This window comes from Brevundimonas diminuta ATCC 11568, from assembly GCF_000204035.1.
Classification (GTDB): domain Bacteria; phylum Pseudomonadota; class Alphaproteobacteria; order Caulobacterales; family Caulobacteraceae; genus Brevundimonas; species Brevundimonas diminuta.
Genome location: NZ_GL883084.1, coordinates 564,835 through 589,169, shown reverse-complemented (window position 1 = coordinate 589,169; position 24,335 = coordinate 564,835). Strand labels below are relative to the sequence as shown.

Annotated in this window: 25 protein-coding genes; 13 read left to right on the top strand and 12 right to left on the bottom strand. The window is 66.8% G+C overall.

Annotated features, from left to right (window positions below):
- Positions 1-5 precede the first annotated feature (5 nt).
- The 5 genes from BDIM_RS02930 to BDIM_RS02910 all read left to right on the top strand — a co-directional run bounded on the left by BDIM_RS02930 (position 6) and on the right by BDIM_RS02910 (position 5,333).
- Positions 6-434: a DUF6950 family protein gene (locus BDIM_RS02930; protein ID WP_003164075.1), complete on the top strand. Its 429-nt coding sequence runs from the start codon at positions 6-8 to the stop codon at positions 432-434.
- A complete protein-coding gene (locus BDIM_RS02925) occupies positions 434-4,063 on the top strand; it encodes a fibronectin type III domain-containing protein (protein ID WP_003164074.1) in 3,630 nt (1,209 codons plus the stop codon). Before BDIM_RS02930 ends, BDIM_RS02925 begins: the two co-directional genes overlap by 1 nt.
- A gap of 9 nt (positions 4,064-4,072) precedes the next feature.
- Complete coding sequence (locus tag BDIM_RS02920; protein ID WP_040344626.1) at positions 4,073-4,408, top strand: hypothetical protein; 336 nt, start codon at positions 4,073-4,075, stop codon at positions 4,406-4,408.
- Between the two features lie 80 nt (positions 4,409-4,488).
- The gene (locus BDIM_RS02915; protein ID WP_050796573.1) at positions 4,489-4,824 is read left to right on the top strand and encodes a hypothetical protein; all 336 of its coding nucleotides are present in this window, start codon (positions 4,489-4,491) and stop codon (positions 4,822-4,824) included.
- Positions 4,821-5,333, top strand: coding sequence for a hypothetical protein (locus BDIM_RS02910; RefSeq protein ID WP_003164071.1), 513 nt, complete (start codon positions 4,821-4,823; stop codon positions 5,331-5,333). Before BDIM_RS02915 ends, BDIM_RS02910 begins: the two co-directional genes overlap by 4 nt.
- 136 nt (positions 5,334-5,469) lie before the next feature.
- Here the strand turns inward: BDIM_RS02910 and BDIM_RS02905 are convergent, their stop codons facing one another.
- Positions 5,470-5,658, bottom strand: a complete 189-nt coding sequence (locus tag BDIM_RS02905; protein WP_003164070.1) for a hypothetical protein — start codon at positions 5,656-5,658, stop codon at positions 5,470-5,472.
- A gap of 89 nt (positions 5,659-5,747) precedes the next feature.
- Positions 5,748-5,900: a hypothetical protein gene (locus BDIM_RS17360; protein WP_003164069.1), complete on the bottom strand. Its 153-nt coding sequence runs from the start codon at positions 5,898-5,900 to the stop codon at positions 5,748-5,750.
- 49 nt (positions 5,901-5,949) lie between these two features.
- On the opposite strand from BDIM_RS17360, the gene BDIM_RS02900 reads away from it, so the two are divergent.
- On the top strand, positions 5,950-6,570 hold the full coding sequence (locus BDIM_RS02900) for a glycoside hydrolase family protein (RefSeq protein ID WP_003164067.1): 621 nt from the start codon (positions 5,950-5,952) through the stop codon (positions 6,568-6,570).
- Between the two features lie 243 nt (positions 6,571-6,813).
- Positions 6,814-7,119 (top strand): hypothetical protein, encoded by a 306-nt coding sequence (locus tag BDIM_RS17355; RefSeq protein WP_040344623.1) that lies wholly within the window; start codon positions 6,814-6,816, stop codon positions 7,117-7,119.
- A 92-nt stretch (positions 7,120-7,211) separates the two neighbouring features.
- On the opposite strand, the gene BDIM_RS02885 is transcribed toward BDIM_RS17355, so the two are convergent.
- The 4 genes from BDIM_RS02885 to BDIM_RS02870 form a co-directional block, all read right to left on the bottom strand.
- Positions 7,212-7,559 carry a hypothetical protein gene (locus tag BDIM_RS02885; protein WP_143276839.1) on the bottom strand — a complete coding sequence of 116 codons (348 nt, stop codon included), beginning with the start codon at positions 7,557-7,559 and terminating at the stop codon, positions 7,212-7,214.
- 270 nt (positions 7,560-7,829) lie between these two features.
- Positions 7,830-10,244, bottom strand: coding sequence for a TonB-dependent receptor (locus BDIM_RS02880; RefSeq protein WP_003164062.1), 2,415 nt, complete (start codon positions 10,242-10,244; stop codon positions 7,830-7,832).
- Positions 10,241-11,242: a FecR family protein gene (locus tag BDIM_RS02875; RefSeq protein ID WP_003164061.1), complete on the bottom strand. Its 1,002-nt coding sequence runs from the start codon at positions 11,240-11,242 to the stop codon at positions 10,241-10,243. The genes BDIM_RS02880 and BDIM_RS02875 overlap by 4 nt, the downstream gene beginning before the upstream one ends.
- 91 nt (positions 11,243-11,333) lie before the next feature.
- Positions 11,334-11,867 carry an RNA polymerase sigma factor gene (locus BDIM_RS02870; RefSeq protein ID WP_040344619.1) on the bottom strand — a complete coding sequence of 178 codons (534 nt, stop codon included), beginning with the start codon at positions 11,865-11,867 and terminating at the stop codon, positions 11,334-11,336.
- 201 nt (positions 11,868-12,068) lie between these two features.
- On the opposite strand from BDIM_RS02870, the gene BDIM_RS02865 reads away from it, so the two are divergent.
- Positions 12,069-12,857 carry a DUF3313 family protein gene (locus tag BDIM_RS02865; protein ID WP_040344617.1) on the top strand — a complete coding sequence of 263 codons (789 nt, stop codon included), beginning with the start codon at positions 12,069-12,071 and terminating at the stop codon, positions 12,855-12,857.
- A 224-nt stretch (positions 12,858-13,081) separates the two neighbouring features.
- A complete protein-coding gene (locus tag BDIM_RS02855) occupies positions 13,082-13,558 on the top strand; it encodes a DoxX family protein (protein ID WP_081461820.1) in 477 nt (158 codons plus the stop codon).
- Between the two features lie 112 nt (positions 13,559-13,670).
- Here BDIM_RS02855 and BDIM_RS02850 read toward each other — a convergent pair whose 3' ends face one another.
- Positions 13,671-16,463, bottom strand: a complete 2,793-nt coding sequence (locus BDIM_RS02850; RefSeq protein ID WP_040344615.1) for a M14 family metallopeptidase — start codon at positions 16,461-16,463, stop codon at positions 13,671-13,673.
- A gap of 399 nt (positions 16,464-16,862) precedes the next feature.
- On the opposite strand from BDIM_RS02850, the gene BDIM_RS02845 reads away from it, so the two are divergent.
- Both BDIM_RS02845 and BDIM_RS02840 read left to right on the top strand, forming a co-directional pair.
- On the top strand, positions 16,863-18,146 hold the full coding sequence (locus tag BDIM_RS02845) for a dicarboxylate/amino acid:cation symporter (RefSeq protein WP_003164054.1): 1,284 nt from the start codon (positions 16,863-16,865) through the stop codon (positions 18,144-18,146).
- Between the two features lie 394 nt (positions 18,147-18,540).
- Positions 18,541-19,110: a helix-turn-helix transcriptional regulator gene (locus tag BDIM_RS02840; protein WP_003164052.1), complete on the top strand. Its 570-nt coding sequence runs from the start codon at positions 18,541-18,543 to the stop codon at positions 19,108-19,110.
- Positions 19,111-19,120: 10 nt separating this feature from the next.
- Here the strand turns inward: BDIM_RS02840 and BDIM_RS02835 are convergent, their stop codons facing one another.
- Both BDIM_RS02835 and BDIM_RS02830 read right to left on the bottom strand, forming a co-directional pair.
- Positions 19,121-19,372, bottom strand: coding sequence for a hypothetical protein (locus tag BDIM_RS02835; protein ID WP_003164051.1), 252 nt, complete (start codon positions 19,370-19,372; stop codon positions 19,121-19,123).
- 172 nt (positions 19,373-19,544) lie between these two features.
- Positions 19,545-20,075, bottom strand: coding sequence for a hypothetical protein (locus BDIM_RS02830; RefSeq protein WP_003164050.1), 531 nt, complete (start codon positions 20,073-20,075; stop codon positions 19,545-19,547).
- A gap of 149 nt (positions 20,076-20,224) precedes the next feature.
- Here BDIM_RS02830 and BDIM_RS02825 point away from each other — a divergent pair, with 149 nt between their 5' ends.
- On the top strand, positions 20,225-21,427 hold the full coding sequence (locus BDIM_RS02825; RefSeq protein WP_003164049.1) for a threonine ammonia-lyase: 1,203 nt from the start codon (positions 20,225-20,227) through the stop codon (positions 21,425-21,427).
- Complete coding sequence (locus tag BDIM_RS02820) at positions 21,408-21,950, top strand: FKBP-type peptidyl-prolyl cis-trans isomerase (RefSeq protein WP_040344613.1); 543 nt, start codon at positions 21,408-21,410, stop codon at positions 21,948-21,950. Before BDIM_RS02825 ends, BDIM_RS02820 begins: the two co-directional genes overlap by 20 nt.
- An 83-nt stretch (positions 21,951-22,033) precedes the next feature.
- Here BDIM_RS02820 and queG read toward each other — a convergent pair whose 3' ends face one another.
- From queG to BDIM_RS02805, 3 genes are all read right to left on the bottom strand, one after another.
- On the bottom strand, positions 22,034-23,209 hold the full coding sequence (queG, locus tag BDIM_RS02815) for a tRNA epoxyqueuosine(34) reductase QueG (RefSeq protein ID WP_050796571.1): 1,176 nt from the start codon (positions 23,207-23,209) through the stop codon (positions 22,034-22,036).
- 25 nt (positions 23,210-23,234) lie between these two features.
- The gene (gene fzlA / locus BDIM_RS02810) at positions 23,235-23,921 is read right to left on the bottom strand and encodes an FtsZ-binding protein FzlA (RefSeq protein WP_003164046.1); all 687 of its coding nucleotides are present in this window, start codon (positions 23,919-23,921) and stop codon (positions 23,235-23,237) included.
- A gap of 64 nt (positions 23,922-23,985) precedes the next feature.
- Positions 23,986-24,335: cation transporter dimerization domain-containing protein (locus BDIM_RS02805; protein ID WP_040344612.1), on the bottom strand; the 350-nt coding region annotated here is incomplete at its 5' end.

Sequence of the window (24,335 nt, the reverse complement as noted above, 5' to 3'; positions counted from 1 at the left end):
GTCTCATGAACATCTGGGATGAAAGGGTGCGTGTCGCCCGGCAATGTGCTGCGCGCTTCATCGGCAAGCCCCTCGACTTCAAGCAGTACGACTGCGTGCGTCAGGCCCGCTACGTCATGCACCTGCGCAAGCAGTCCACGGGTCTGCTCAAGGGTGTGAAGTGGGGATCCGAAGCGGGGGCCTATCGCGCCATGCGCAAGCTTGGTTTCGCATCGCTCATCGAGGGCGTGGACGCGGCGGGCTTGCTGGTGATCCCGTTCTCCATGGTCCGCCCCGCCGATCTGGTGGCGATGCAGGGTGACGACGCCTTCGGCTGCAGCATCGGGGTCTACCTCGGGGACGGCTACGTCAGCGGCTACCAGGACGGCGCCGATGTCGGTGTGTCGATCAAGCTCGCGCCCGATTTCGTTCCTCTGAAAGTCTGGATGGTCTGATGGCGAAGGCTGTGAAAGCGGTCGGCACGGCGATCATGATCGTCGGTGCAGTCGTGGCGACCGGAGGCATGGCGCTGGCGATGGGCGCCGGCGTCGGTTTGCTCGGTTCGGCCAGCCTCGCGACCAGCGCTGTCCTGTCGGTGGGAAGCTTCAGCGTCTCCGCGGGTGCCTTGCTGTCGGTCGGCAGTCTTGTATCCAGCATCGGCGGTTCTCTTTCGCAGCCGAAGGTGTCGAGCGCGGGAGGCGCGCTTGGCTGGGTTGGTGATCCGAACGGCCCTCTGCACTTCGCCGCCGGACGGATCGCGGTAGGTGGCGATCTGCGCCACAAGGCCGCCTATGGCCCGAACGACCGCATGTATTTCAGCGCGGTCACGGTCGTCTCCGATGCCGGGCCGATCGACGCCTTCGAGAGCTTCACGGCGAACGACATCCCGGTCACCTTCGACGCCAGCGGCAAGGCTAACAGCTCCTACTATGCCAATGTCATGTGGCGCAGGACGCAACTGGGTTTCCAGCCTGAGGGATCGTACCTCGCCTCGCCGTCGGGCCTTCAAGGAGGGGCTTCACTCCCGAACTGGGGTGCGAGCCACAAGCTGTCAGGCAAAGCGGCTTTCATCCTCACGCTGTCCGAGAACAGCAAGCAGTCGGCCTACAAGGGGCAATATCCCAAGCCTCGCACGATCATCCGCGGGCTGCGCGTCTATGACTGGCGACGCGACAGCACCTATCCGGGCGGCTCCGGCCCCCAGCGTCTGAATGACCCGTCCACCTGGGGCTACAACGCGAACCCGATCCTGTGGTCGGTGAAGTGGCTGCTCGGGCTCTGGGAAGGTCCGACCGGCAAGGGCGCGCCGCAGGTCGACTATCAGGTCGGAGGCATCGGCACCCGCTGGGAGAATATCGACGTCGCCGCCTTCACTGAAGCGGCCAACATCGCGGACACGCACGGCTGGACCTGCGCCGCCTGGCCCTCGACCGACGACGACAAGGCTCAGGTGCTGGATGCCTTCCTGCAGGCGGGCGGGGCCTATTATATCGAGCGCGCGGGCAAGGCGTCGTGCATCCATCGTGCGGCTCCGCGCGTCAGTGTGGCCACGATCACGGCGGCTGACACGGCCGGGCCTATCGAACTCGACACCAGCGCCAGCTACCTCGACCGGAAGAACACCGGCGTCGCGACCTATCTGTCCGAGGCCGACGGATGGAAGATGACGGCCCTGCCGGAAGTCTCTTCATCCCAATGGGTGACGGAGGATGGCGGCCGCAAGCGGTCGGTGCCTGTCACCTACAGCTATGTCGACAAGGCCAAGCAGGCCGCCGAACTGATGTGCTTGGCGCTCGCTCATACGCGAGAGGGCATCTCTGGACGCATCCCGCTCAAGTCCTACATGCAGGGCATCGGGCCCGGCTCGGCCTTCACGATCACCGAACCTGAGTTCGTGCTGGATGGGCTGAAGTGTCTCTGCCTGGAAACCAGCTACGACGCGAACACCGGCGTCCACATGGTAACGTTCGTGTCGGAGACGGACGCCAAGTATCCCTACGCATTCGGGCAGACGCCCAATCCCCCGCCGCCGCCTGCCTTGACGCCGGTCGACCCCACGCACGTGTCGCCCCCGCTCCCCGGCGACTGGACGATCACCCCGCGCCCGCCTGCGCCGGGCGGCGGCCAGCTTCCCGGCTTCGACCTCGGCGGGATCGTTTCGAACGAGACGGCGACTGCGGTCATCGTTGAGTACGGGCCGACAGCGACGGGGCCGTGGACACAGGCCTATCAGGGGCCTCCGACGGTCACGACGATCCCGATCGACGGCCTCCAGCCGGGCGCGACCTATTTCGTCGCTGTTCAGTACCAGCGGGACCAGAACTACTCCGAACGGTACATCTACGGCCCCTACACGGCCCCGCTGCTAGATCCGTCTCCTACCGCCCCGACCATCGTCAGCATCAGGAACGACATAGAGGCGGCCTTCGGCGACATCTTCGACGTGTCGGAGCTGCTCGCCGATGCCCGGACCCAGTTGGACGCCCAGGGCGCAGAGATCGCGGCAGCACGGGCAGGGGAGGCCAACCTCAGCGCCCGCATTTCTGGCGTCAACCAAGCGCGCATCGACGGCGATGAGGCCAACGCCCTGGCGATCAGCGGCGTGGCGGCCCGAACTGCCAAAACCGAGGCCGACATCATCGATCTCGAAAACGCCCTGGCCAATGAGGTGACAGCACGGGCGGAATCCGTGAGCCAGGTGACGGCCAAACTCGCGGGGCGAGCCAATATCCAGATCAACGGCGGCTTCGAAAAAGGGCTCGCGGGTATTGGCTGGGGCGGCGCGTCAGTCGTTGTAGATGACGCCTGGGGCCGCAGCGTGCGGTTCATTCCTGGAGGCGGCGGAACGCAGGTCATGACGTGGCCCGCAACAGAGGTCTTTCCGTCCCGGCAATACGTCTTTTCGGCGGATATGGCGCTCTTCATGGCCGATCCCAACGAGCCGGTTGAGTCATTCTTTGCCGTTGACGGGTTCAGTGGATCGACACCGCTAGGCGCAATCCCGACTACAGTTCAAGGGCAGCTCAAAGGCACCCATGATTTCGACGGCAGCGATGCGCGTCGGCAAGCTTACGCGATCTCCTTCACGACGCCCCAAAACTGCGACCGCGTAGTTATCAAGGGTGTGGTGGCTGACCCGATCAGCGCGATCAACTATTGGTCGATCCGACAAGGCAAGCTGGAACTCGGAGGGCTGCCTGCAACGCGCTACTCGGCAGAGGCCAGCCAGGCGCAGCTTTACGCCTCCGTCACCGAGCAGTCCCTCGCCATCATCGATCTAGAGAACCAGCAGGCGCTGGCGAGCTTCCGCAAGATCGCTGAGGCTAGCGGAGCGGCGCCCGCCTATTATGAGTTCGTCTCGTCCACGAGCGGCGGGTATGCAGCCATTGCAGCGCCGGTCGTCGCTTTGCTCAACACCGTGCCTGGTGGCGATCCCCTGGTTGCGATGGAAGCCGAAGACGGCCGCGTGCGTTTCTCGGAGCCCGCCAGCGTGGTCAAGGACGGGCGCCGAGCGACGATCGGGCCGGGCTTCGGGGTGGCTGGCGACCTGCTGCTTTGGTCTGGTCCCACGACGGTCGGTTACGGCTCCGAGACCGTGGACAACGGCATTCTGGGCATCTCGGCTACGGACGGCTTCTTCGGGGGTAAGACGTCCAACGGCCCTTTTGACTCAGGCCCTCCGAGCGCGTCGGTCATAGGTCTTCCTGCTGGCTGGAACACGGTCGCAACTGTGGCGAGCAAGTACGTCTACACCAACGGCGCTTTCCTGTTGCGCGCTGACTGGCAGGCGACCCTGACGCCTAAATCTCCGCCCTCAGAGGCGCCTGTCTACGGCCTGAACTGGCGAGTGATCAGCACAAACCTGGATGGCGGCGATCAGCGGGTAGTGTCCAACGGCTATGTCGCTGGAGCAGGCGGCATTGCCAACGCTCCCATGGGCCAGCCCTACACCCTGATCGAGGGGCACGTCAGCAACAGAGGCAACCGTCGCTTCCACCTGCAACTCGCCATGAGCGGGACCGACGACGTGGTCGCCGCGTCGGCCAGAAACGCCCGCTTCCAGGGCGTCTACTATCAGACCTAGGAGATTGTGATGACAGAATTGACCGACGCCGAGAAACTGGCTGCCGCCGAGGCTGCCATGTCCGCAGCAGCAGAAGCCGCTAAAGCCGCGCGCCTGCCATCCGCCAGCGCCGCTGTGGCGCTGCTGGAAGGAAAGACTGGATCCGCCTTCCTGTCTGACCTGAAGGCCGCCATCGCCGCCAGCGTAGACGACCTCCCGCGGCCTCTCGGCACGCCCGGCGCAGAAGGCACGAAGCAAATGCTCCAGCGCATCGTCACATCGATGCAGAGTGGTCTGGATGCCGCGCAGGCTCGTGTTCAGGCGCTGCAGCCGACGCCCGCACCCGAGGCTGCCCCCGAAGCCTGACGAACCCGGTTCGTCCCCTGAAGCCCGCGCCCTGAGCGTCGGCTGCCTCTCACCTATGGCCGACATTCTTGGAGGGGCGGATGCTCGACCCGAGGGATTTCCCCGCGTTCTGGGGGCTGTGCGGCGGCGTGCTTTTCGGCGCCGTCGGTCTGGTCACCGCCTATTCCGCCAAGGCCGGCAATCCGCTGGCCCAGCGCAAGGCGTGGCTGCATCTGGGGCTCGGCGTCGTGGCCGGTCCCATTCTGGCCGAAGCGTTCACGCCCAGCCTGATCGCCGTCGTTCCCGCGCTCGACATGCGCGGGGTGGCGATGACCTTGGGCTGGATCGCGGCGAACGACCCTCGCGGCTTCTTCGGCTTCACCAAGCGCCTGGTCTATGCGGCGCTTCACGCGGTTCTAAAGGAGACACAGCGATGACCGCTCACGACTGGATGGTTCTGGCGACGGGGCTTGTTTTCCTGTCGGCCGGGGCGGTGCTGAGCCAGGTGTTCCGCCTGCTCGGGCCGACCTATCACACCAAGATCACGGCCCATTGGGCGGTGCGGGGCTTCTTCTTCGCCTCGACGCTCATTCTCGTGGCGCGGGGCCTGTCGTTCGTCTTCCCCGGCCGGGCTTTTGCGGTCCAGCACATGAGCGCCCTTGTTCCGGCATCCGCCTTCGTCGTGCTTGGCCTCTCGCTCGTCCTGCTGGAATGGGTGATGCGGGACCGGGCGCCGCCGCCGTGGACGGAGCGCCTGCTGGGCTTCGCTGTCCGCCGGGGCGTCTCTGATCAGGTGGTGGCGGAGATGGCCTTCGCCCTGCCGCCTGAACCCCACGGGCGATCGGCAAGCGAGCGGGAACCTTGCCGCTGTGTGCGCCTGTGCATGATGGCCGGGGCCGGTCTCGTCATCCTGATCATCGTGGCCGTGCTGCTTACGGCGGCGTGACGGCCCCGGTCGCTAGAGCAGGCGCTCGTTCCCGGTCAGTCGTTTGAAGAGGCTGTCAAGCGCCGCAAGCAGGTATCCACCAAGTCCAGTCATATCAGGCCAACAGGCTGTGCAGGATTTGGTTGCTAACCGGCCATCAGCTGTGATTGTCGGCCTTCTGCTTGGCGGCGCTCCCGCACCGTTCCCGAAGCTGTTGCCACGTGGCCTTGCCTTCCAGCCCGAACAAATCTGACTGCGTGTAGCCTTCCCGCAAAAGAGCCCTGCGCACTTCGCTGGGAATGCGGAAGTTGCCGCTGTCGGCCAACTCCAAGGCGCGCTCGATCACTGACGTTTGCCTCATTCCAGACCTCCCCTGTCAGGCGAGTCTGAACGCAGATGTCTCGGCTAAGGTTGCGGCGCGGGGCGAGGCTGGGCTCAACCCACGGCGATCCAGAAGAGCACGCCGAAGATCGCCAGACACAGGGCGATCAGCACAGACTCCATCACCCAGCCGACCCGGTTTCGATGCTTGCCCGGCATCTCGCGCCCCTTTTGCTGAACGGTGGTTTTTAGGCGGGATCGACGCACCTGTCCATCCTGCGAGCCGCCCCCATCACAATCTGAACTGGAGACCGACATGGACCGTAAGGCCCTGTTCGACGCCGTGCGCCCCCATGCGCCGGGCGGAAAGCTGAAGCCCGACTGGGTGCCGATGATCGACGCCCTTGCCGATGCAATGGGCCTGCCTCGGGCGGCCGACGCTCCTGGGGATCCCGACCCAGAACTGATCGCTGCATTGAAGAAGGACGAAGGGCTGCGGCTCAAAGCCTATCCCGATCCGCTTTCGCCTCGCGCAAGGACCGGCAAGGGCTCCGGCGCCCCATGGACGATCGGGTACGGCCGAGCGCGCGGCATTCAGGAAGGCCAGGTCATCACAGAAGCCACCGCCGAGGCTTGGCTGATCGAGGACGCCCGTGAGCACAACCGAGTGATCCACGCCGCCTTGCCCTGGCTGAAGCGCCTCGATCCGGTCCGCCGCCGCGTGATCGAGAACATGCACTTCAACATGGGCTGGGACGATCCGAAGACGCCGCAGCGTGAGGGGCTGTCCGGCTTCGTCAACACGCTGGCCCACGTCGAGGCCGGCCGTTACGCTCAGGCCGCCGCAGGGATGCGCGCCAGCCTGTGGGCCAAACAGGTGAAAGGCCGAGCGGAACGCCTCGCGCGTGAGATGGAGACCGGGAGGGCTGCGCAGTGATAGCCGCTCTGCTCGCACTCTGGCGCACCTTCCCGCCGCGCACCTGGCTGATCTTCGCTGTCGCCGCCGCCTTCCTGATCTTCGGGGCCTATTGCGCTCACAGGGGCGCGCAGGGCGTCCAGGACCGTCACGCGACCGAGCAAGCCAATACCGAAGCGAAGGCCGCCAGCGCACGGGAAACGGCCGCCGGCGAACGCCTGACCGACACCATCACCATCCGTGACCGGCAAGAGGAGAGAGACCATGCCGCGCAAGCCCTTCCTGACGGCGTGCCTGATGAGCGTGAGCTTAGGCGCCGCTGTCGCCAGCTGCGGGACGCTGGGCGCATCCCGCCCGCCTGTCGAGGACTTGAGGGTCCAGCCTAAGCCGGTCCCGCCGGACGACGTGCTGACCAGCCGGATCGCGGGCGAGAAGCACGACAACGCCGTAGAGGCCTGGGGCGAGGCGGGCTGGGCACAGGTCGGACGCCTGTGCCGGTTCTTCGATGAGATGGGAATGAAGGGCCTCAGTTGCCCGCCGCCGCCCGAACTTCCGCCCAGGCCAGGCTAATCCATTAGGCTCCATTACCGTCCATTAGCGTCGAGCCGTCAGGCTCCGCTACGCCCCGCCGCCCCTCACCGGGTGGCGGGGCTTTCTTCGTTTCAGGCCTTCTTCCTCAACTGGAACAGGTGGCGCGCCGTCGTCAGGTTGTCGTCCAGAGAACGCCATGCCTCGCCCTTGATTGTCCTGGCCTCAAACCGCGTCCGGCCGCTGCATCGGTTAGGCCCCATCATCACCTTGCACGACCCTCGGCGCCCCCAGAAGAAGGCGTGCGGCCCCATCACCGCAATGAGCGGCTGGGGGTCGACCCAGAGGTAGATCGCGCAGCGCTCGCACACAGAGCGGACCTGCCACTTCCGCCCGACCATCTCGCCAATGGTCAAGGCAAGGCGTGGAGATGGCTCACGCTCAGGTGGAAGTGCGGAATAGACATTCGGATCGGCACCCATGATGGCCGACACATCTACACGAGAACAAAATCAGAACAAGCTGTGCGGTTGGCGTCTGTATCCAGTTGGGAAAACGCCCGTAACCCATTGATTTATAATGCCCCGAAATCAGGCCAGTTGGGCGCTATCGTGTTGTTCTGTATAGGAGCTTTGGAGCTTCCCAAGCTGAATGTCGCGAGTTCGATTCTCGCTACCCGCTCCAATCATTTCAATGATTTATGGGCAGCCAGCCAAGTCGCCACAGGCGACAGGGTGCGGCATGCCCCGCCGTCAGAAGCTGCGCGTCAGCGACAGGGCGAAACTGCGCGGTCTTTGGGGCGTGGCGACGGTTTCTCGGCCGACGAGGAACGGGTTGCCGTAGCCGAAGGTGTCGCCCGAGCCGTTGAACAGATTGTCTATGCGGAGGGTGGCGTCCCAGGCGCCCATGGCGACGCTCGCGGCCACTTCGGACGTCACATAGTCTCCCATCTGGGTGGTGGCGACGGGGGACAATTGCTGGCTGGACGGGCCGACATAGCCGACCGAACCGCTGATCCATCCGGGCAGGCCGCCCAGCGACACCTCGCGGCGGGCGCTGGCTGCGCCCAGAACCCTGGGCACGCCCGGCAGATGGCCGCCTTCTTCTAGGGGGTAGTTCTTGTCCGCGGTCTCCAGGCGGGCGTCATTGGCCATGAAGTTGAAGTCCAACCGCCACGGGCCGTCGCGCCAGACGCCCTCGACTTCTATGCCGGTGCTGCCGCCGGAGCCGATATTGGCGGTGAAGGGAAGGCCGTCCGGAGAGACGCGGTCGGATTGAATCTCCTCCCATCGGGTCCGGAAGGCGGCGGCGCGGAGCATGAGGCGGTTGTCGAAGCCCCGCCAGCGCACGCCCGCCTCCAGGCTATAGAGCCTGTCCGGGGCGAATTCGCGAAAGGGCGGGGCCCCGGAGCCCGGTTGCCCGTACGGTTTGTCGATCAGCGCGCCGCCGTTGAAGCCGCCGACGCGATAGCCCTGGCTTTGCTGCACATAGGCGAGCAGGCTGTCGCTCACATCATACTCAAGCACGCTTTTCAGCGCGAAGTCCGCATCCTTATGCCGTCCCTCGAACTGGTCTTCGGACGCGCGGCTCTGCTGATAGGTGTGGGAAAAGATCGCGACGACGAAGTAGCGTCCGCCGACGGTGAGCTTGATGCGATCACGCGGATTCCAGGTCGCTTCGCCGAACAGGGCGGCTTCCCAGGTTTTGTCCTGCTTGACGGCCCGAAACAGTTGTTGGTCAGGCTTGAGATCGCGCAGTTCGCCGGCCCGGTCATGTTCGTATTGCGAGGCGTAGACGCCGGCGATGCCTTCAAAGGGGCCGCCTGGATGGGTGGCGACGGACATCTCCAGCGCGATCGCCTCGATGCTGTCCGCCTCGTCATAGATCAGCGGCCCGTCGCTTGCGCCCAGTGACGCGGCGGCCCTGGTCGCATCGTAGCGACGGCCGAGGTTGTGCGCCTGAAAGGCGTTGGTGATCTTCACCCGCCCCCAGCTCAAATCCCCCGTGACGGCCAGCGCCATGCCGCTGAAGTTGTTGTTGCTCGGCTCGCGTTTCGACAGGGCGCGTTCGTAGGCTCCTTGGGATTCGAAGGCGTACTGGCTGTCGTTGATCCTGATGTCCTGCCGCACCCAGCCGAGCCGCGCCTGCCACTGGGGATCAATGCGCCATAGAAACGTCATGCGCGTTCCCGAGCGCACGGTGCGGCCGGTGTCGATCAGGCCCAGATTCGTGTCGTCGATGACGCCGCCGAACCTTTCCTGATAGATGACGGTGCGCATGGCCAGGCGGTCGCGGATCAACGGCGCGTTGAAGATCACATCCGTCGAATTGCCGGAGATGGAGCCTTCGGTGAAGCTGACCCCTGCGGAGGCCTTGCCGCTGTAGGCGTCCAGTTCGGGCGGTCGGCTCACCAGCTTCAGCACCCCTCCCATGGCGCCGGCCCCATAGAGCGAAGCCTGGGGGCCGCGCAGGAGCTCGACGCGTTCCAGGTCGACCAGGCGCAGGTCCGGATCGGGCGCGTCGTAGGTCAGGCGGGTTTCGTCGAGGTACAGCCCCACCATCGCCTGCGTCTGGCCGGTCAGGGGGCTGTCGGCCAGTCCCCGCACGAACAGTTTGTTGCGGCCGGAGCCCAGGTTGGTGACGGTGAGCCCCGCCAGGCGAATGGCGAGGGCGGCGGTGTCTTGTCGCGCCGCGGCGTCAAAGACGTCTCCGTCCAGCGCGGACAGGGCGTAGGGGGCGTCGGCCAGCGCCAGATCGCGTTTCGTGGCGGTGACGATGACGTCATCGACGGCGAAAGGGACGTACTCGACCGGCGGCGCTTCGGGGGCTGTCCTCAGGGAGGGCGCAGGGCGCGGTTGGGGGCGCGGCGTGGTGATGATGTAGGTTCGATCGTCGATGCGCCGGAAGGCGCAGGCGCTCCCCTCCGTCATCAGGCGCAAGGCCGATTGGACGTCATGAGAGCCGCGGACGGCGCGCGAACGGCCGCAGGCGGCGGCGGCTCCGGCGTTGATCGAGACCCGGGCCTGAACGCCGAGTTGCAGGACGGCCGCCGTCATCGGCTGGGCGGGGATGGACAGGCGATGTCGCTCCCCGGCCTGCGCCGTCTGGCCGCCCAGCGAGAACGCAATGCCGAACAGGATGAACCCGCGTCGTCCTCTGCAGATCATCGAGCGGCTTCGCGTGACCTGAGCTGGACGGCTCCATCCGCGCGGGATGCGGAGATGGGAAGAAAGGCCTCGAGACGACGCAAGGTCGAGGCCTGGTCGTCGAGAACCAGGGTGCCTGTGAAGCGGATATCGGCGGCGTCGCCGACGGCGCGTACGGGCGTCGGATAGGCGCGGCTGAGGTCGGCGGCGACGTCCGACAGGGGGCGGTTGTCGTAAACCAGCCGCCCGGCGCGCCAGCCGGCGGTCTCGGTCGAGCCTTGCGTCACCTCGAGGGCGTGGCTGCCGTCCACCAGGGTGACGGCCTGTCCCATGGTCAGGCGGACGTTGTGGGCGGGGTCCGCCAGTTCGGAGACCCGCACGACGCCTCTGGAGACGTTGACGGTCGTGGAGCGCCCGTCGCGACGAACGTCGAAGGCCGTGCCCAAGACCTCGATCCGGCTCTCGCCGACCGTCACGCGGAAGGGGCGCTGGGCGTCGTGCGCCACGTCGAAGGCGGCTTCGGCCGACTTCATCTCGATCAACCGCTCCTTGCCGGACAGGCGGACCGAAAGTTCCGAGCCGCCGTTCATGGCGATGGACGAGCCGTCGCGGAGGGTGATCGTCTTTTGTTCGCCGGGCGCGGTGACATAGGTGGAGGGCCGATCGCTCAACAGGGGCAGAAGCAGAAGGCCTGCGGCCAGGGCGGCGGCCAGGCCTCCGCCGGCCCACCGCCAGCGTCGATTGGGCGAGCCTTTGCGGGGCGCGAGGGCGGATATCGTCGGCGCTGTCGCGGCGGCGGCCTGCGTCAAGGCGGCGTCCAGCGCGCCGCGATCATCGTCCAGGGCCGCCCATAGCTGCTCGGCTTCGGTCAGGGCGTGAGGATGATCGGGCGAGGCCGCCAGCCAGGCTTCAAGGTCCAGGTAGTCCGCCTCGGACATGTCGCCGCCGCCCAGCCGGACGGCCCAGGCCGAGGCCTGGTCGATGACGCTCTGGGAAAAGGGCGAGGTGTGGCGTGTCATGCGGCTTCAGCCCGTAGGACGAGGGGGCGTCCAGAGAAAGAGACGCCGCGGAGCGCGACGACCCACAATGAATAGCGGTGAAATCTTGATTTCATGGCCATCCGACCCGTTTCAACAGGTGGGCCAGGGCGGTGCTCAGGTACTTTTCGACCGAGCTGCGCGAGACGCCCATGCGTGCGGCGACCTCTGCGTGGGTCAGGCCTTCGATCCGGTGCAGACGAAGGGCGATGCGGACATTGGGAGGGAGCTCCTCGACGGCCGCCGCGACCCGATCGAACTTCAACCGCGCCCAGGCCGCATCCTCGGGAGAGGGGGAATCGGCGACCGATACGCCGTCAGAGCTTAGGCTCGACGCATCGGACCAGGCCTGATCCCTGGCCGAGGCGCGCTGTCGTCGCCGAACGCCGTCCAACATCAGATTGCCGCCGATCCGGTATAGGAATGCGGCGGGATTGGCGATTTCGCGCGCAGAGGTTTCCGGCAGGGCCTGAAGTCTAACGTAGATGTCCTGCACGATGTCTTCCGCACGATCAGGGCATCCGGTCCTCGTCGCAAAGAAGCGGACGAGCGCGGGGCGTCGTTCCAAGTAAACGGCCAGAAGTTCGGCTTTCGCGTTCGACGTCACGTGTGAATAGACCCCTCGATGTCAGACGTCGCCATATCCAGAAGCGGCCTTCTCCAATGCGCTGGCGTTTTCCGCAATGCGTCAAGTTGGAGTCCGGAAGAATATTTTGAATTCGATTGAGGGGAAGGCGGGGCGGCGGCGTCTCAGGTGGAGCGCCGGCATCAGGGCGCTGTGAGCCAAGACGACGACCGGAGACATCTCATGAACAGAGCGCTCATGATCGCCCCCATTCTCGCAACGGCGGGCCTTGCCGCCTGCAGCACCAAGCCGGCGCCGAACTCCGGCTTTCTCAGCAGCTACGCCGACATGCAGAAGCGCGGCGGCATAAACGAGGGCGCCTCGATTCAGCAGCGGCGCGACGACGCCGCATCCGACAGCGTTGATAGCGTCTTCTTGGAAAAGGCGGTTTTCGCTCCCCGCGTCGGCGAAGGTCTGACGGAGACGGAGCGTTCGATGGTGCTGCGCGAGGTGGATCGTCAGATCTGTTTCGAAGTCAGCGAGCGTTTTGCGGTGGTGACGACGCCGACGTCGAAGACCGCGACGGTCCGCACGGCCATCGTGCGGTTCGAAGCGACCGGCCGCGTGGGGTCCGTCGTCAGCGCCGCCAGCGGCTTCGTCGTGCCTGTCGTCACTCTGCGCGTGCCGGGTTCGACCGGCGGACTGGCTGTGGAATCGGAGTTGCTGGAGCCGGGCGACGGACGCCAGATCGCCGCCATCTCTTGGGCGCGCACCGCCCAGGTGGTGGGCATGGACACGCCTTCGCTCTCGCGCGTCGGCGACGCCTTGCAGATGGCCGAGCCGATGGGAGACGCGGTGAGAGAAGCCTTCGCCACCAAGGCCCGTAAGGAGATCAAAATTCCCTCACCGGACCCCTGCGCCGCCTACGGTCCGCGCCGGGACATCGGCCGCATGGCCGCGAGCATGGCTGTGGATTCCGTGACGGGGCTCTATTTCCCCGAAGCGGCCGGAACCGGGCCGCAGAAGGACTGATTGACCATGCGTTCTCGTTCTTGGGGGGGCATGCAGCGTGTCCTGCGGATCATGCAGACCTGGCTGGCCATGTTCTACATCCACCTGCTGGGGGTGCACCGCCCAGACGCCGGGCGTCGGCACGCGCTGGCTTTCGCGCGTCGTCGCCGCCTTGCAGGCCGGACCGCAGGGCTGAACCGACCGGCCGGGCCTTTTCTGTCAACTTCCGCCGATTGAGATCGATCATGCTTCCCCGTTCCTGGGTCGCAGGGGCGCGCCGTCCTGGGCCGACATCCCCCGCAGCGCGGCGTTCACGCCTGTACGCGCACCTGTTCCTGTGGGTCATGCAAAGCTGGCTGGCCATGTTCTACATCGGGGCCGGATACGCCAAGCTCACTCAGAAGCATGACTTGCTGGCCCTGATGATGACGTGGCCGGCTCAGGTCGATACGGAACTGCTGCGTGTGATCGGCGGGATCGAGACGGCGCTCGCCCTGTTCATCGTGGCGCCGCTGATGTCCTGGTCGCTGTTCCGTTCGGTCATGCTGGTCGGCGCTACCGGCCTTCTGGCGGTCGCCGGCGGCATGGTCGTCTTTCACACGCTCAACGGCGACATCTTCCTGGCGGCCGTGAACTGCGTGCTCCTGCTGATGTCCTTGATCATTCTTCTCGGTCGGTGGGAGTGGCGCGACCATGCCCAGCTTCGGAACGCGACCTCATGACGACCGCCCCCAGTGCGTCGGCGAATCCGGACGCGTTCACTCTCCACGACTGGGCCGCGAAAAAGGCCGCCCGGTTGATCGCCGGGCGGCCTGTCCTGTTCGGTCGGTCTGATTAGCGGGCCGCGTCGCGCGATGCAGCCGGGCCGTAGAACAGGGCGTTGAACAGCAGGCGGCTGGAGGCGCGGGCCTGGGCGCGGTTGACCACGTCGGGGCCCAGGACGATGACCCGGCCCTGACCGTGCTCCAGATCCAGCACGGCGTCGGCGCCCGCCAGCTTGTCCGAGCCGATGGCCCAGCCGCTGGAGACGGCGACCTGCTGCGGATAGCGCACCAGGGACGCGCCGTCGCCCGCGTGGCGGAAGCCCGCATTGCGGTTGAAGAAGATGTCCATCTGACGCGGCGCGCCGAAGGTCAGGGGGCGGCTGTTGTCGACCTCGGTCTTCATCACCGCGCCGGGGATGAAGAAGTCGGTCGAGGCCAGAGGCTTGCCGTCGGCGCCCGTCAGCACGTCCTGCACCGGCGCGCCCATGGCGGCGGCCAGGCGGTGGGCCGAGCCGATGGTGACGACGCTGCCGCCTGCCCGCGCGAAGGCGTCCAGCTGGGGCACGGTCTTCTCGGCGGTGATGTGGCCCAGCCAGCTGCGGTATTCGGCGGGGATGCTGTCCGGCGCCGGTTGCGGGCGCTGGGCGGCGGCGGACAGGTTGGCCGGGATCATGTCCGAGGCGAACAGCAGGACGTCGAAATCCTTGTTCAGGTCGCCCGCGTCGAGGCGCTGCGGATAGACGACCTCGAACGGATATTCGAACTGTTCGAGCATCCACTTGGTCCAGCCCGAGGCCATCGAGCCGCCGTAACGGTCGACCAGGCCGATGCGGACCGGCTTCAGCGTGATCCGCTCGCCGCTGGGCGCGCGGGCGACGGCGTGGGCGTTCAGGCCCAGGTCGCGCACGGCCGCCTCGACGATCGGGCGGGCCTTGTCGTCGGCCGGAATCCACAGGGCGCCGGGCGCCAGGGTCGCACGGCCTGCGGGGGTCTCGCCTTCCTGCCAATAGACCGGCACGCCCGCCGCCAGCAGGCGGTTGGTCAGCAGATAGCCGTTGATCGGCGCATGATCGATCAGCCAACCGGCGCGGCCCGTGCCTTCGATCTTGCCGGGCGGCGGGGCCATGACGTCGGCGACGCGCTCGGTCGGCGCCTCGAAGCCGTCGAGGATGCGGTCGAACTGGACCCCCATCTGCAGCGCCAGGGTGTAGCCGGTGGCGTCATAGGGCAGGGCGGGCGGGCCGCCCGGATACTGCAGGTCGTGCGGGTGGTCCTGCGGCTCGAACATGTCCAGCACATGCGGGCGATAGGCCTGGGCCGTCTTCACGACATAGGAGCCCGCCGGATAGGTCTTGCCCCCGATGGCGAAGGCGCGGACAGCGCGCTCGACGTCCACGCCGGTCTTGATCAGGCTGTTCAGGAAGGCGACGGCGGTGGGCAGGTCGGCCTGATCCGCCGGAATGACATAGCCGCGCGGGTCGCGACGGGCCGGGTCGCGCATGATGCGCTCATACAGGGCCGGATCGACGCCGCGTCGGGCGTCGGCCTGCGTTCCGGCCGCAGCGTTCAGCGCATCCACCGCTGAGGGGGTGAGGCGCCAGGTGTCGGTATTGCCCTTGTCGATGGCGTTCTGACCCATGCGCCAGATGTTGAACAGCGTCCGGTCCTTGTTGCGCGAGGCGTAGTTCAGCACGGCGCGGTTGATCGACTGCGAATAGTCGATCGACTGGGCGAAACGCCAGGTCTGCGGCGCGACCGGCATGGGCAGGTCGTTGCGCGGCAGCTGGTTCTGCGGGATCAGGCTGATCTGGCTGGGCGTGGGGTGGCCGGTGATCTCGGTCAGCAGGCCGACGGCGTTGTGGAAATAGGTGACGGAGCGCTCCATCCCGTTGTTCCACGTCGAATAGTTGGCCCCGCTGCGCATGGTCGAGCCGGGCTTGCCCTCTTCGATCAAACGGCTGTGCATGGCGGCCCCGACCTCGGACAGGGTGCTCATGACCAGCGGGTCGTAGTTGTAGTTGAAGGGGTCGCGGAACGGCGGCATGAAGACCACGGTCCCCGCCGGCGCCGTCTGGTGGTGGTTGTAGATGATCTGCGGGAACCACTCGCGGAAGAACTGCCGGTTGACGTTGGTCGTCTCGGCCATGGCCGACAGGTAATAGTCGCGGTTGTTATCGTGGCCGACGTACTTCTGGTACAGCACCGGGATGCTGTCGTACTCGCGCTTCAGCGGGTCTTCGTTGCGCATGTACCAGGTGGAGACCAGCTCCCACCCGTCGGGGTTCAGCGGCGCGAACAGGATGACCACATCGTCCAGGATGCGCTTGGCCTCGGCGTCCTCGGCGGTCAGCCATTCATAGAGGGCGGCGATCAGGGCCTGGGGCGGCACCGTCTCGGTGGAGTGCAGGCCGCCGTCGATCCAGACCACGGCCTTGCCCTCGGCGGCCAGGGCGCGGGCTTCCTCCTCGCTGACGCCCTCGGCCTTGGCCAGGCGGCGCGCGATCTCCTGATAGCGGTCGATATTGGCCAGGTTCTGCGGCGAGGAGACGACCGAGAGGTATTGCGTCCGCCCTTCCGACGAGCGGCCGATCTCCAGCAGCTTCATCCGGTCCGACTGCCCGGCCAGGGTGTGCAGATAGCGCTCGAACTGGGTGTAGGTGATCAGGCGATAGTCCGCGCCGACCTCATGGCCGAACGCTTCCATCGGCGTGGTCAGGGCGCGGGCGGGCGCAGCGGCCGCCGCGGCAGGGGCGGGAGAGATGGAAGCCGCCGCCTCCAGCGCCAGGGCGCTGGTCGACGAGAGGGCCAGGACAGCCAGTCCGGCGGCCAACCGGCGTGCAGAACCAAGGATGGGGCGGGACATGCGGACTCCTGATGCGTTCACTCGATCAGCCTTCTGCGAGGCTTGAGCGCAGCTTGGCGTCTTCCAGGCGTGAACGCAATTTGCATCGATCCGGTCGTCGCCGTCTCAAGAGAGTAATTTTCCTGCGCTGTCTCGGACAATTCGGGAGAGATCGCCCCTTTCCGGAATATGTTTCAGACATGAACGAATTTTCGGACTTCAGGCCGGAAAATATTCGTTTCTAGGCCGAAATTCGGCGGCCGATCCATGTCTCCCCCGCCTGGGCCTCGAGGAGTTCGTTGGAGCTCAGAGGATTTTCGTTTATTCGCTGCCTCTTCCTTCTGGGCGGGTGGGGATCCTCCATCGGTTTGTAACTGCGGTCCGGCGACGTCGGGCCTGCAAAGCTGGACGACTTTTTGTATGAAACGCTTGTTCGCCTATTTCATCGTCGGAGCCATGATATTGGGGGTTCTCACAGGGTGGGGCCTCAATCATTTCCTGACGGCGGATCAGGCCTCGGCCGCAGCGTCGAACCTGAATCTGATCACCGACGTCTTCCTGCGCCTGATCAAGATGATCATCGCGCCGCTGGTGTTCACGACTCTGGTGGCGGGCATCGCGCACATGGAGGACGCCGCTTCGGTGGGGCGGATCGGCGTCAAGACCATGACCTGGTTCATCGGCGCCTCGATCGTGTCGCTGGTGCTGGGTCTGGTGATGGTTCAACTGCTGCAGCCGGGCGCGAACATGCATCTGCCTGAGGCCGTGGCGGCCAGCGCGCCGGCGGCTTCGACGGACGCCTTCTCGCTGCATGGCTTCATCACCCATCTGGTGCCGACCTCGATCTTCGACGCCATGGCCAAGAACGAGATCCTGCAGATCGTCGTCTTCTCGGTCTTCGTCGGCACGGCGGTCGCCGCCCTGGACGACAAGGCTCCGGCGGTGCTGCACCTGGTCGAACAGGCCGCCTCCATCATGCTGAAGGTGACCGAGTTCGTGATGAAGCTGGCGCCCTTCGCCATCTTCGCCGCCCTGGCCTCGACCATCGCCACCCAGGGTCTCGAGATGCTGGGCACCTACGCCAAGTTCGTGCTGGGCTTCTACGGCTCCATGGGCGTGCTGTGGGGTCTGCTGTTCCTGGCCGGCGCCGTGGTGCTGGGCAAGCGGGTGATCCCGCTGTTCCGCGAGATCCGCACCCCGACCCTGCTGGCCTTCTCGACGGCCAGCTCGGAAGCCGCCTATCCGCGCATCCTGGAGGCCCTGCCCAAGGTGGGCGTGCGCCGTCGCATCGTCAGCTTCGTCCTGCCGCTGGGTTATTCGTTCAACCTGGACGGGTCGATGCTCTACTGCACCTTCGGCACCATGTTCATCATGCAGGCTCACGGCGTGCAGTTGAGCGTGTCGCAACAGATCTTCATGCTGCTGCTGCTGATGGTGACGTCCAAGGGCATCGCCGGCATTCCGCGCGCATCGCTGGTGGTGATCATGGCGACCTTGACCTACTTCGGCCTGCCCGAGGCGTGGATCGCCATCGTCCTGGGCGTCGACCACCTGCTCGACATGGGCCGCTCGGCCACCAACGTCGTCGGCAACTCGGTCGCCGCCGCGGTGGTCGCCAAGTGGGAAGGCGAACTGGACGACATGCCTGTGGGCGACGGGCCTGTGGACGGGGCTGACGGGGCGGAGCGCCCGGCGGCGGCCTGACGGTCAGATAGACGATCAAGCGAGAGCGGCGGCCCTGCGAAGGGTCGCCGTTTTCAATTGCGTTTCGGGCGACGCGCTGCGGTCGCCTTCAGTGAGCGGTCAGATGGGTCGCGAATCTGTCAATTGCAGCGAGGCTTTGTCTTGAAATGTGAAATTCAAGACTCAAAAAGCAATAAGCGTGCGTCTTCTGTGGATATGCGTTAAGGTATCGTTAGTGCTCAGGCGTTGCTTACGTTGAAGATGCCGCCGGTTTCGAGCGAGGCCGTGCGCCAGTCCTGGAGCGTTGGCGTTGGAACAATCTGTGTGGGAGGCCGGTCGGGCAGGACGCCGGGCCGCAGAGGGGGCGTGGTTCGCCCCGGACAGACGATCGAACCCGGATCGCCGTCGACGGCCATTGACGGCGGCCGCCGACGATGTCGAAGGGCAGTGCAATCGCGCCCTGGCCGCCTGGATCGATCACGAGATGCGCGCGCGCCTGCTGGTCACGCGGATGCTGGAGGTGGTGTGGCTGAATGAGGCCGCGCGCGCGCTCCAGGAAGACGGCGACCTGTTCGGGGTCGAAGGGGGGCGGCTGTCCCTGCGGTCGCGCGCCCTGCCGCGTCTGATGGCGCAGGCGCGATCAGATGAAACGCGGTGTCTGGCGACGCCGGGGTCTGACGGACGGACCTGGGTGATTTGGGCGCGCGAGGTGGCGTCGGCACCGACCTGCCTGATCGGCCTGACCCTGCAGTGCGTCGGCGGCGAAACGCGCTTCCAGGCCCTGATCGAGACCCACCTCTTGTCGCCGTCCGAAGGGCGGATCGTGGAGATGTTGCTGGCGGGGAACGAGACCGGCCGCATCGCCCAGATCATGGACGTCTCGCTGGAGACGGTCCGGTCCCACCTCAAGCGCGCCTATCAGAAGATGGGCGTGCGCAGCCGCGGCGAACTGTTCGCCCAGGCTCTGGCTTTCGTGGTCCCTTGAGCGAAGGCGTTTAGCGCGCGCTCGGCGTCGTCAGCGGCGCGACCGCCGTCGGCGTGGCTTCGACGGCCTTGTCGATCAGCAGAGGCCCCATGGCGAAGGCGGCCACGGCGGCGCCGGCCGACAGGGCCAGCACGGCCACCACCCCATAGGCGATCAGCGAGCGAGACCGGCGACGGCGAAACCCGCCCGGCCGCACGTTTCGCACCAGCACATAGGGGCGGTTGGTGAAGGCTTCGGAGCCGATGATGTTGTGCTGGGACAAAGAAGACGCTCCCGACTTTTCCTTGAACGGAACGCCTCAGAGAGCGGCTTCTTGGGGCCAAAGGATGGCGAACGCCGGTCAAACGACGACGGCCGCGCAGAGGCGCGGCCGTCGAAAAACTGCTCAGCTAACGGCCTAGTTTACGGCCCAGCTAACGGCTCAGCTAAGGGGCTCAGCCCCCCAGGGTGACGTTGACGGCGCGGCCGCCGCGCGTCTGCACCCGACGCATCAGCACCATGACGCTGTCGCCGGCCTTGACCGGGGCGATCAGGAACCAGCTTCCGTCCGGCAGGCCGGAGAAGCGGAAGCCGCCGTCGGCGCAGGGCTCGGCCCGTTCATAGGAGCGATAGTCGGCGCCCTGCTCGCCGGCCGATCGGGCGCGCACCACGGCGGCCGGGACGGCGGCGCGATCGGCGGCGCCATACAGGCGGTCGATGCGGGCGCGGGTGTAGCGGGTGTCAGGGATCAGGCCGACGTTGCCGGCGCACTGAAAGACGCGACCGTCCTGAGCGAAGGCCACGCGGCCCTCGATCGAGGCCTGCCCCGCGCGGGTCGACCAGGCGAAATCATCGGCGTTGAAGACGGCGGGGCCGACGGCGCTGCCCCCCATCGGGGTCGTGGCGCAGGCGGAAAGAGCCAGACCGCCGATCACGAGGGCGGCCAGCCCCTTGAGGCGGGCGGGCGAGCGCGAGAAGGTGGTCATGGTGGCGGCTCCCGGTTTCAGTTCAGGCGTCGGCCCGGCATGACCTTGCAGGGCAGGGCGAGTCAAGGTTGCTCGCCGTCGCGCCCTGTTCCAAAAGGGGGCCGTAGACCGGACGAAAGAGGCCGGCCGTAAACAAAATCAGGGAATTCATGACCGTCACCATCGACGACATCCGCGAGGCGCAAAAACGCATCGCCGGTCAGGTCGACCGCACGCCCGTCCGCTATTCGCGCCGCCTGTCGCAACTGACCGGCGCCGAGATCTGGATCAAGTTCGACAATCTGCACTTCACCGGCAGCTTCAAGGAGCGCGGCGCCCTGAACCGGCTGCTGCAGCTGACGCCGGACGAGAAAAAACGCGGCGTCGTCGCCGCCTCGGCGGGCAACCACGCCCAGGCCCTGGCCTATCACGGCGGCCGTCTGGGCGTGCCCGTGACCATCGTCATGCCCGAAGGCACCCCCTTCGTGAAGGTGGACGGCACCCGCGCCCACGGCGCCAATGTGGTCATCCACGGCCTCGACTTCTCCGGTTCGACCGAGGAGGCCAAGCGCCTTCAGGCCGAGCACGGCTATGTCTTCGTCTCGGCCTTCGACGACGAGGGCATCGTCGCGGGGCAAGGCGTCTGCGGCCTGGAGTTTCTGGAGGACGCGCCGGACCTGGACGCCCTGATCATCCCCATCGGCGGCGGCGGCCTGATCGCGGGCAGCGCCATCGCCGCCAAGGCGATGAAGCCGGAGATCAAGGTCTTCGGCGTCGAGGCCGCCCGCTATCCGTCCTTTACGGCGCGCCGTCGCGGCGAACCGGCCAAGTGCAGCGGACAAACGATCGCCGAGGGCATCGCCATCAAGGCCGTGGGGGAAATCCCCTTCGCCCTGGCCGACAGCCTGATCGACGAGGTCTTCGTCTGTGAAGAGGCCGACTTCGAAAAGGGCGTGGCCCTGCTGGCGACCTTGGAGAAGACGGTGGCCGAGGGCGCCGGGGCCGGCGGCCTGGCCGCCATCCTAGCCAATCCGGAACGCTTCAAGGGCATGAAGGTCGGCGTCGAGCTGACCGGCGGCAACATCGACGCCCGCATGTTGGCCGTGGTGCTGAACCGTGAAATGGTCCGCGAGAAGCGGCTGATCGTCTATCGCATCCTGGGCGACGACCGCCCCGGCATGCTGTCGGCCATGGCCGCCGTGATCGGCGGGCGGGGCGGCAACATCATCGACGTGGTGCACAACCGGCTGGCGCTGGACGTGCCCGCCAAGGGAGCCGAGTTCGACATCATGGTCGAGACCCGCGATTCCCGTCATGCCGAGGAAATCGGCGCCGCCTTGAAGGACCAGGGTTATGAACTTCGCATGGGCTAGGCGCCCCCTCGGCGCCGCCATGGCCGTGACGGCTCTTCTGGCCCTCTCCGCTTGCAGCCGACCGTCCGGCGCGCCTGAAGACCTGGCCAAGAACGCGGCTGAATCCGCCGCCTTCATGAAGCAGAACGCCTCGGAAGAGGGCGTGCAGACCCTGCCGTCCGGCCTGCAGTACAAGGTCGTGGCCTCCGGTCCGGCGGGCGGCGTCAGCCCCGATCGCAATGACCTGGTCAGGGTCGACTATGAAGGCACGCTGACGGACGGCACGGTGTTCGACAGCTCGTTCAAGCGCGGCGCCCCGGCGGTCTTCTCGCCCGAGGGCGTGGTGCCCGGCTGGACCGAGGCCCTGCAACTGATGAAGCCCGGCGACGAGTGGATTCTCTTCCTGCCGCCCGAGCTGGGCTACGGCGAGATGGGCGGCCCGCCGATGATCCCCGGCAATGCGGTGCTGGTGTTCCGCCTCAAGCTGCTGGACGTGGCTCCCGTGCCCGGCGGCGGCCGCGGCGTGGGCCAGGCGATGGGCTGATCTTCCTTCTCCCCTTGCGGGAGAAGGTGTCAGGCGAAGCCTGACGGATGAGGGGTTTCTCCGCGGGGGAAGCCCCTTTTTTGCTAGGTTTGAGGGCGGCGAGACCCCTCATCCGACCCGCTGCGCGGGCCGCCTTCTCCCGCAAGGGGAGAAGGACGCCATTCCTGCTTCACAGCTTCATCTGTCTCGCTTGCCCGCCGCGTCTCGCGCAACTCGGCGAACCGCTCCGGCGATAGCTGCGACAACGCCCACACCGCCGCCCCGCGCACTACGGGGGCCGGATCGTCCAGCAGCCGCTCGACCGCCCCGATCAACGTGGCCTCGCCCGAGTTCCCCGCCGCATAGAGCGCATTGCGAGTGAAGCGATCGCGGCCGATCCGCTTGACCGGGCTCTTGGCGAACAGGGCGCGGAAGGCGGGGTCGTCCAGCGCCAGCAGGTCCGCCAGCGGCGGCGACTTCAGCGCGTCGCGGGCCTGCAGCCGCGTCTCCGAGGCTTCCTGCGCGAACTTGTTCCACGGACAGGCGGCCAGGCAGTCGTCGCAGCCGTAGATGCGGTTGCCCGTCGCGATGCGGAACTCGTGCGGCCAGGCGCCGGCATATTCGATGGTCAGGTATGAGAGGCAGCGTCGGGCGTCGATCTGGAACGGCGCCGGAAAGGCCTGCGTCGGACAGGCGTCCAGACAGGCGGTGCAGCGGCCGCAATGCTCGACCTCGGCCTCGTCCGCCTCGATCTCGGCGGCGGTCAGTATGGTCCCCAGGAACAGCCAGTTGCCGTGGGTGCGGCTGAGCAGATTGGTGTGCTTGCCCTGCCAGCCCAGGCCCGCCCGCTGGGCCAACGGCTTCTCCATCAGGGGGGCGGTGTCGACGAAGACCTTGACCTCCTGGCCCAGCCGCGCGGCGATCTGGCCGGCCAGGATCTTCAGCCGCCCCTTGATGACCTCATGATAGTCGTCGCCGCGCGCATAGACGGAGATATAGCCCGCCGACGCCTCCTCCAACTCGGGCCGGGGGTCTTCGTCGGGGCCGTAGTTCATGCCCAGGACGATGGCGGTCTTCGCCCCGTCCCACATGGCGGTGGGGTGAGCGCGGCGCTCAAGCGTCGTCTCCATCCAGCCCATGTCGCCGTGACGGCCCGCGTCGATGAAATGGGCCAGCTTCTCGCCCGCGCTCCACGGATCGCTGGCCGAGGCGAAGCGGCACACGCCGAAGCCCAGTTCGGCGGCGCGCTGTCGGATGAAGATGCGGGGATCGGCCGCCATGAGGGCGCTTTAGCCCTGAGGGGCCTCAGAAGTCGAGGTCGGCGTACCAGGGCGCCGGGTGCACGCCGGGGAAGCGGTCGCCCAGCAGCGGCCGGAAACAGGGGCGCGACTTCAGCTTGGAGTACCACAGCTTCAGCGACGGCCAGGACGCCCAGGCGATCTCGCCGAAATAGTCCAGCACTGACAGATGGCCCGCCGCGATCAGGTCGGCCTGGCTGAGACGGCGTCCGGCCAGCCACTCGCGTCCCGCCGCCAGCGGCTCCAGCACCGTCAGATGGCTTTTCAGCGCTTCGCGGCCTTCACGCAGCATCCGCGCGTCGGGCGGGCCGAGCCGCAGCAGGGGCTTCTCCATCCGCTCATGCAGCAGGACGGCGTCCACTTCGTCGGAGAAGCGACGGCTGAACCAGGTCGCCAGACGGCGCGCCTCGGCCCGCTCGGCCGCATCGGCGGGCAGCAGGAAGTCGCCCTTGGAACGGTCTTCCAGCCAGCCCAGGACGGCGTCCAGCTCGCACAGGGTCAGGGGCCGGTTCTTTTCCGTCGTCGTCAGCACAGGCGGCATGCCCGAGGGGTTCAGCTCGAACAGGGGGCAGTCGTCCTCCCACGGGCGGACGGCTTCCTCGCTATAGTCGACCTTGGCCTCGCCCAGCGCCAGCCGCGCCGTGCGCGAAGCCGGGTGATAGGCGAAATGATAGAGGACGGCGGGCGTGGTCATCGTGCGCCTTCATGCGCCCGCGCGCGTTAAGGCTCCGTTTACCGCGCGCGATTGTCGCAGGGGGTCAGGACCAGGGGCCGCTGCGGGCCACAGGCGCGTCGGGCGCGGTCGATTCCGGCGCCGTCGGGCGGGGCGGAGTGAAGGCGCCGCCGTGCGGTTCGGCCGCGCCGCGCGGGTCGGCGTGGATCAGGATGTCGGCGTGGGGAAAGACCTTCAGCACCCGCTTCTCGGCGTCCAGGATGATGTCGTGCGCGGCCTTCAGGCTGAGGTCGGGGTCCAGGTCGACGTGCATCTGCACCATCAGGGCCTGGCCCGCCATGCGGGTGCGCAACTGGTGGACGTTGGCGACGCGGGCGTCCTCGGTCACGGCGGCGACGATGGCGGCGCGCTCCTCGTCCGAGGCGGCCCGGTCCA

Excerpts from the sequence above, each read along its gene's own strand:
- BDIM_RS02920 (WP_040344626.1), top strand. The coding sequence starts at position 4,073 with ATGACAGAATTGACCGACGCCGAGAAACTGGCTGCCGCCGAGGCTGCC.
- BDIM_RS02880 (WP_003164062.1), bottom strand. The coding sequence starts at position 10,244 with ATGATCTGCAGAGGACGACGCGGGTTCATCCTGTTCGGCATTGCGTTC.
- BDIM_RS17355 (WP_040344623.1), top strand. The coding sequence starts at position 6,814 with ATGCCGCGCAAGCCCTTCCTGACGGCGTGCCTGATGAGCGTGAGCTTA.
- BDIM_RS02820 (WP_040344613.1), top strand. The coding sequence starts at position 21,408 with ATGAACTTCGCATGGGCTAGGCGCCCCCTCGGCGCCGCCATGGCCGTG.
- BDIM_RS02925 (WP_003164074.1), top strand. The coding sequence starts at position 434 with ATGGCGAAGGCTGTGAAAGCGGTCGGCACGGCGATCATGATCGTCGGT.
- BDIM_RS02830 (WP_003164050.1), bottom strand. The coding sequence starts at position 20,075 with ATGACCACCTTCTCGCGCTCGCCCGCCCGCCTCAAGGGGCTGGCCGCC.
- fzlA (WP_003164046.1), bottom strand. The coding sequence starts at position 23,921 with ATGACCACGCCCGCCGTCCTCTATCATTTCGCCTATCACCCGGCTTCG.
- BDIM_RS02900 (WP_003164067.1), top strand. The coding sequence starts at position 5,950 with ATGGACCGTAAGGCCCTGTTCGACGCCGTGCGCCCCCATGCGCCGGGC.
- BDIM_RS02915 (WP_050796573.1), top strand. The coding sequence starts at position 4,489 with ATGCTCGACCCGAGGGATTTCCCCGCGTTCTGGGGGCTGTGCGGCGGC.
- queG (WP_050796571.1), bottom strand. The coding sequence starts at position 23,209 with ATGGCGGCCGATCCCCGCATCTTCATCCGACAGCGCGCCGCCGAACTG.
- BDIM_RS02855 (WP_081461820.1), top strand. The coding sequence starts at position 13,082 with ATGCTTCCCCGTTCCTGGGTCGCAGGGGCGCGCCGTCCTGGGCCGACA.
- BDIM_RS02825 (WP_003164049.1), top strand. The coding sequence starts at position 20,225 with ATGACCGTCACCATCGACGACATCCGCGAGGCGCAAAAACGCATCGCC.
- BDIM_RS02850 (WP_040344615.1), bottom strand. The coding sequence starts at position 16,463 with ATGTCCCGCCCCATCCTTGGTTCTGCACGCCGGTTGGCCGCCGGACTG.
- BDIM_RS02865 (WP_040344617.1), top strand. The coding sequence starts at position 12,069 with ATGAACAGAGCGCTCATGATCGCCCCCATTCTCGCAACGGCGGGCCTT.
- BDIM_RS02930 (WP_003164075.1), top strand. The coding sequence starts at position 6 with ATGAACATCTGGGATGAAAGGGTGCGTGTCGCCCGGCAATGTGCTGCG.
- BDIM_RS02845 (WP_003164054.1), top strand. The coding sequence starts at position 16,863 with ATGAAACGCTTGTTCGCCTATTTCATCGTCGGAGCCATGATATTGGGG.
- BDIM_RS02875 (WP_003164061.1), bottom strand. The coding sequence starts at position 11,242 with ATGACACGCCACACCTCGCCCTTTTCCCAGAGCGTCATCGACCAGGCC.
- BDIM_RS02885 (WP_143276839.1), bottom strand. The coding sequence starts at position 7,559 with ATGGGTGCCGATCCGAATGTCTATTCCGCACTTCCACCTGAGCGTGAG.
- BDIM_RS02910 (WP_003164071.1), top strand. The coding sequence starts at position 4,821 with ATGACCGCTCACGACTGGATGGTTCTGGCGACGGGGCTTGTTTTCCTG.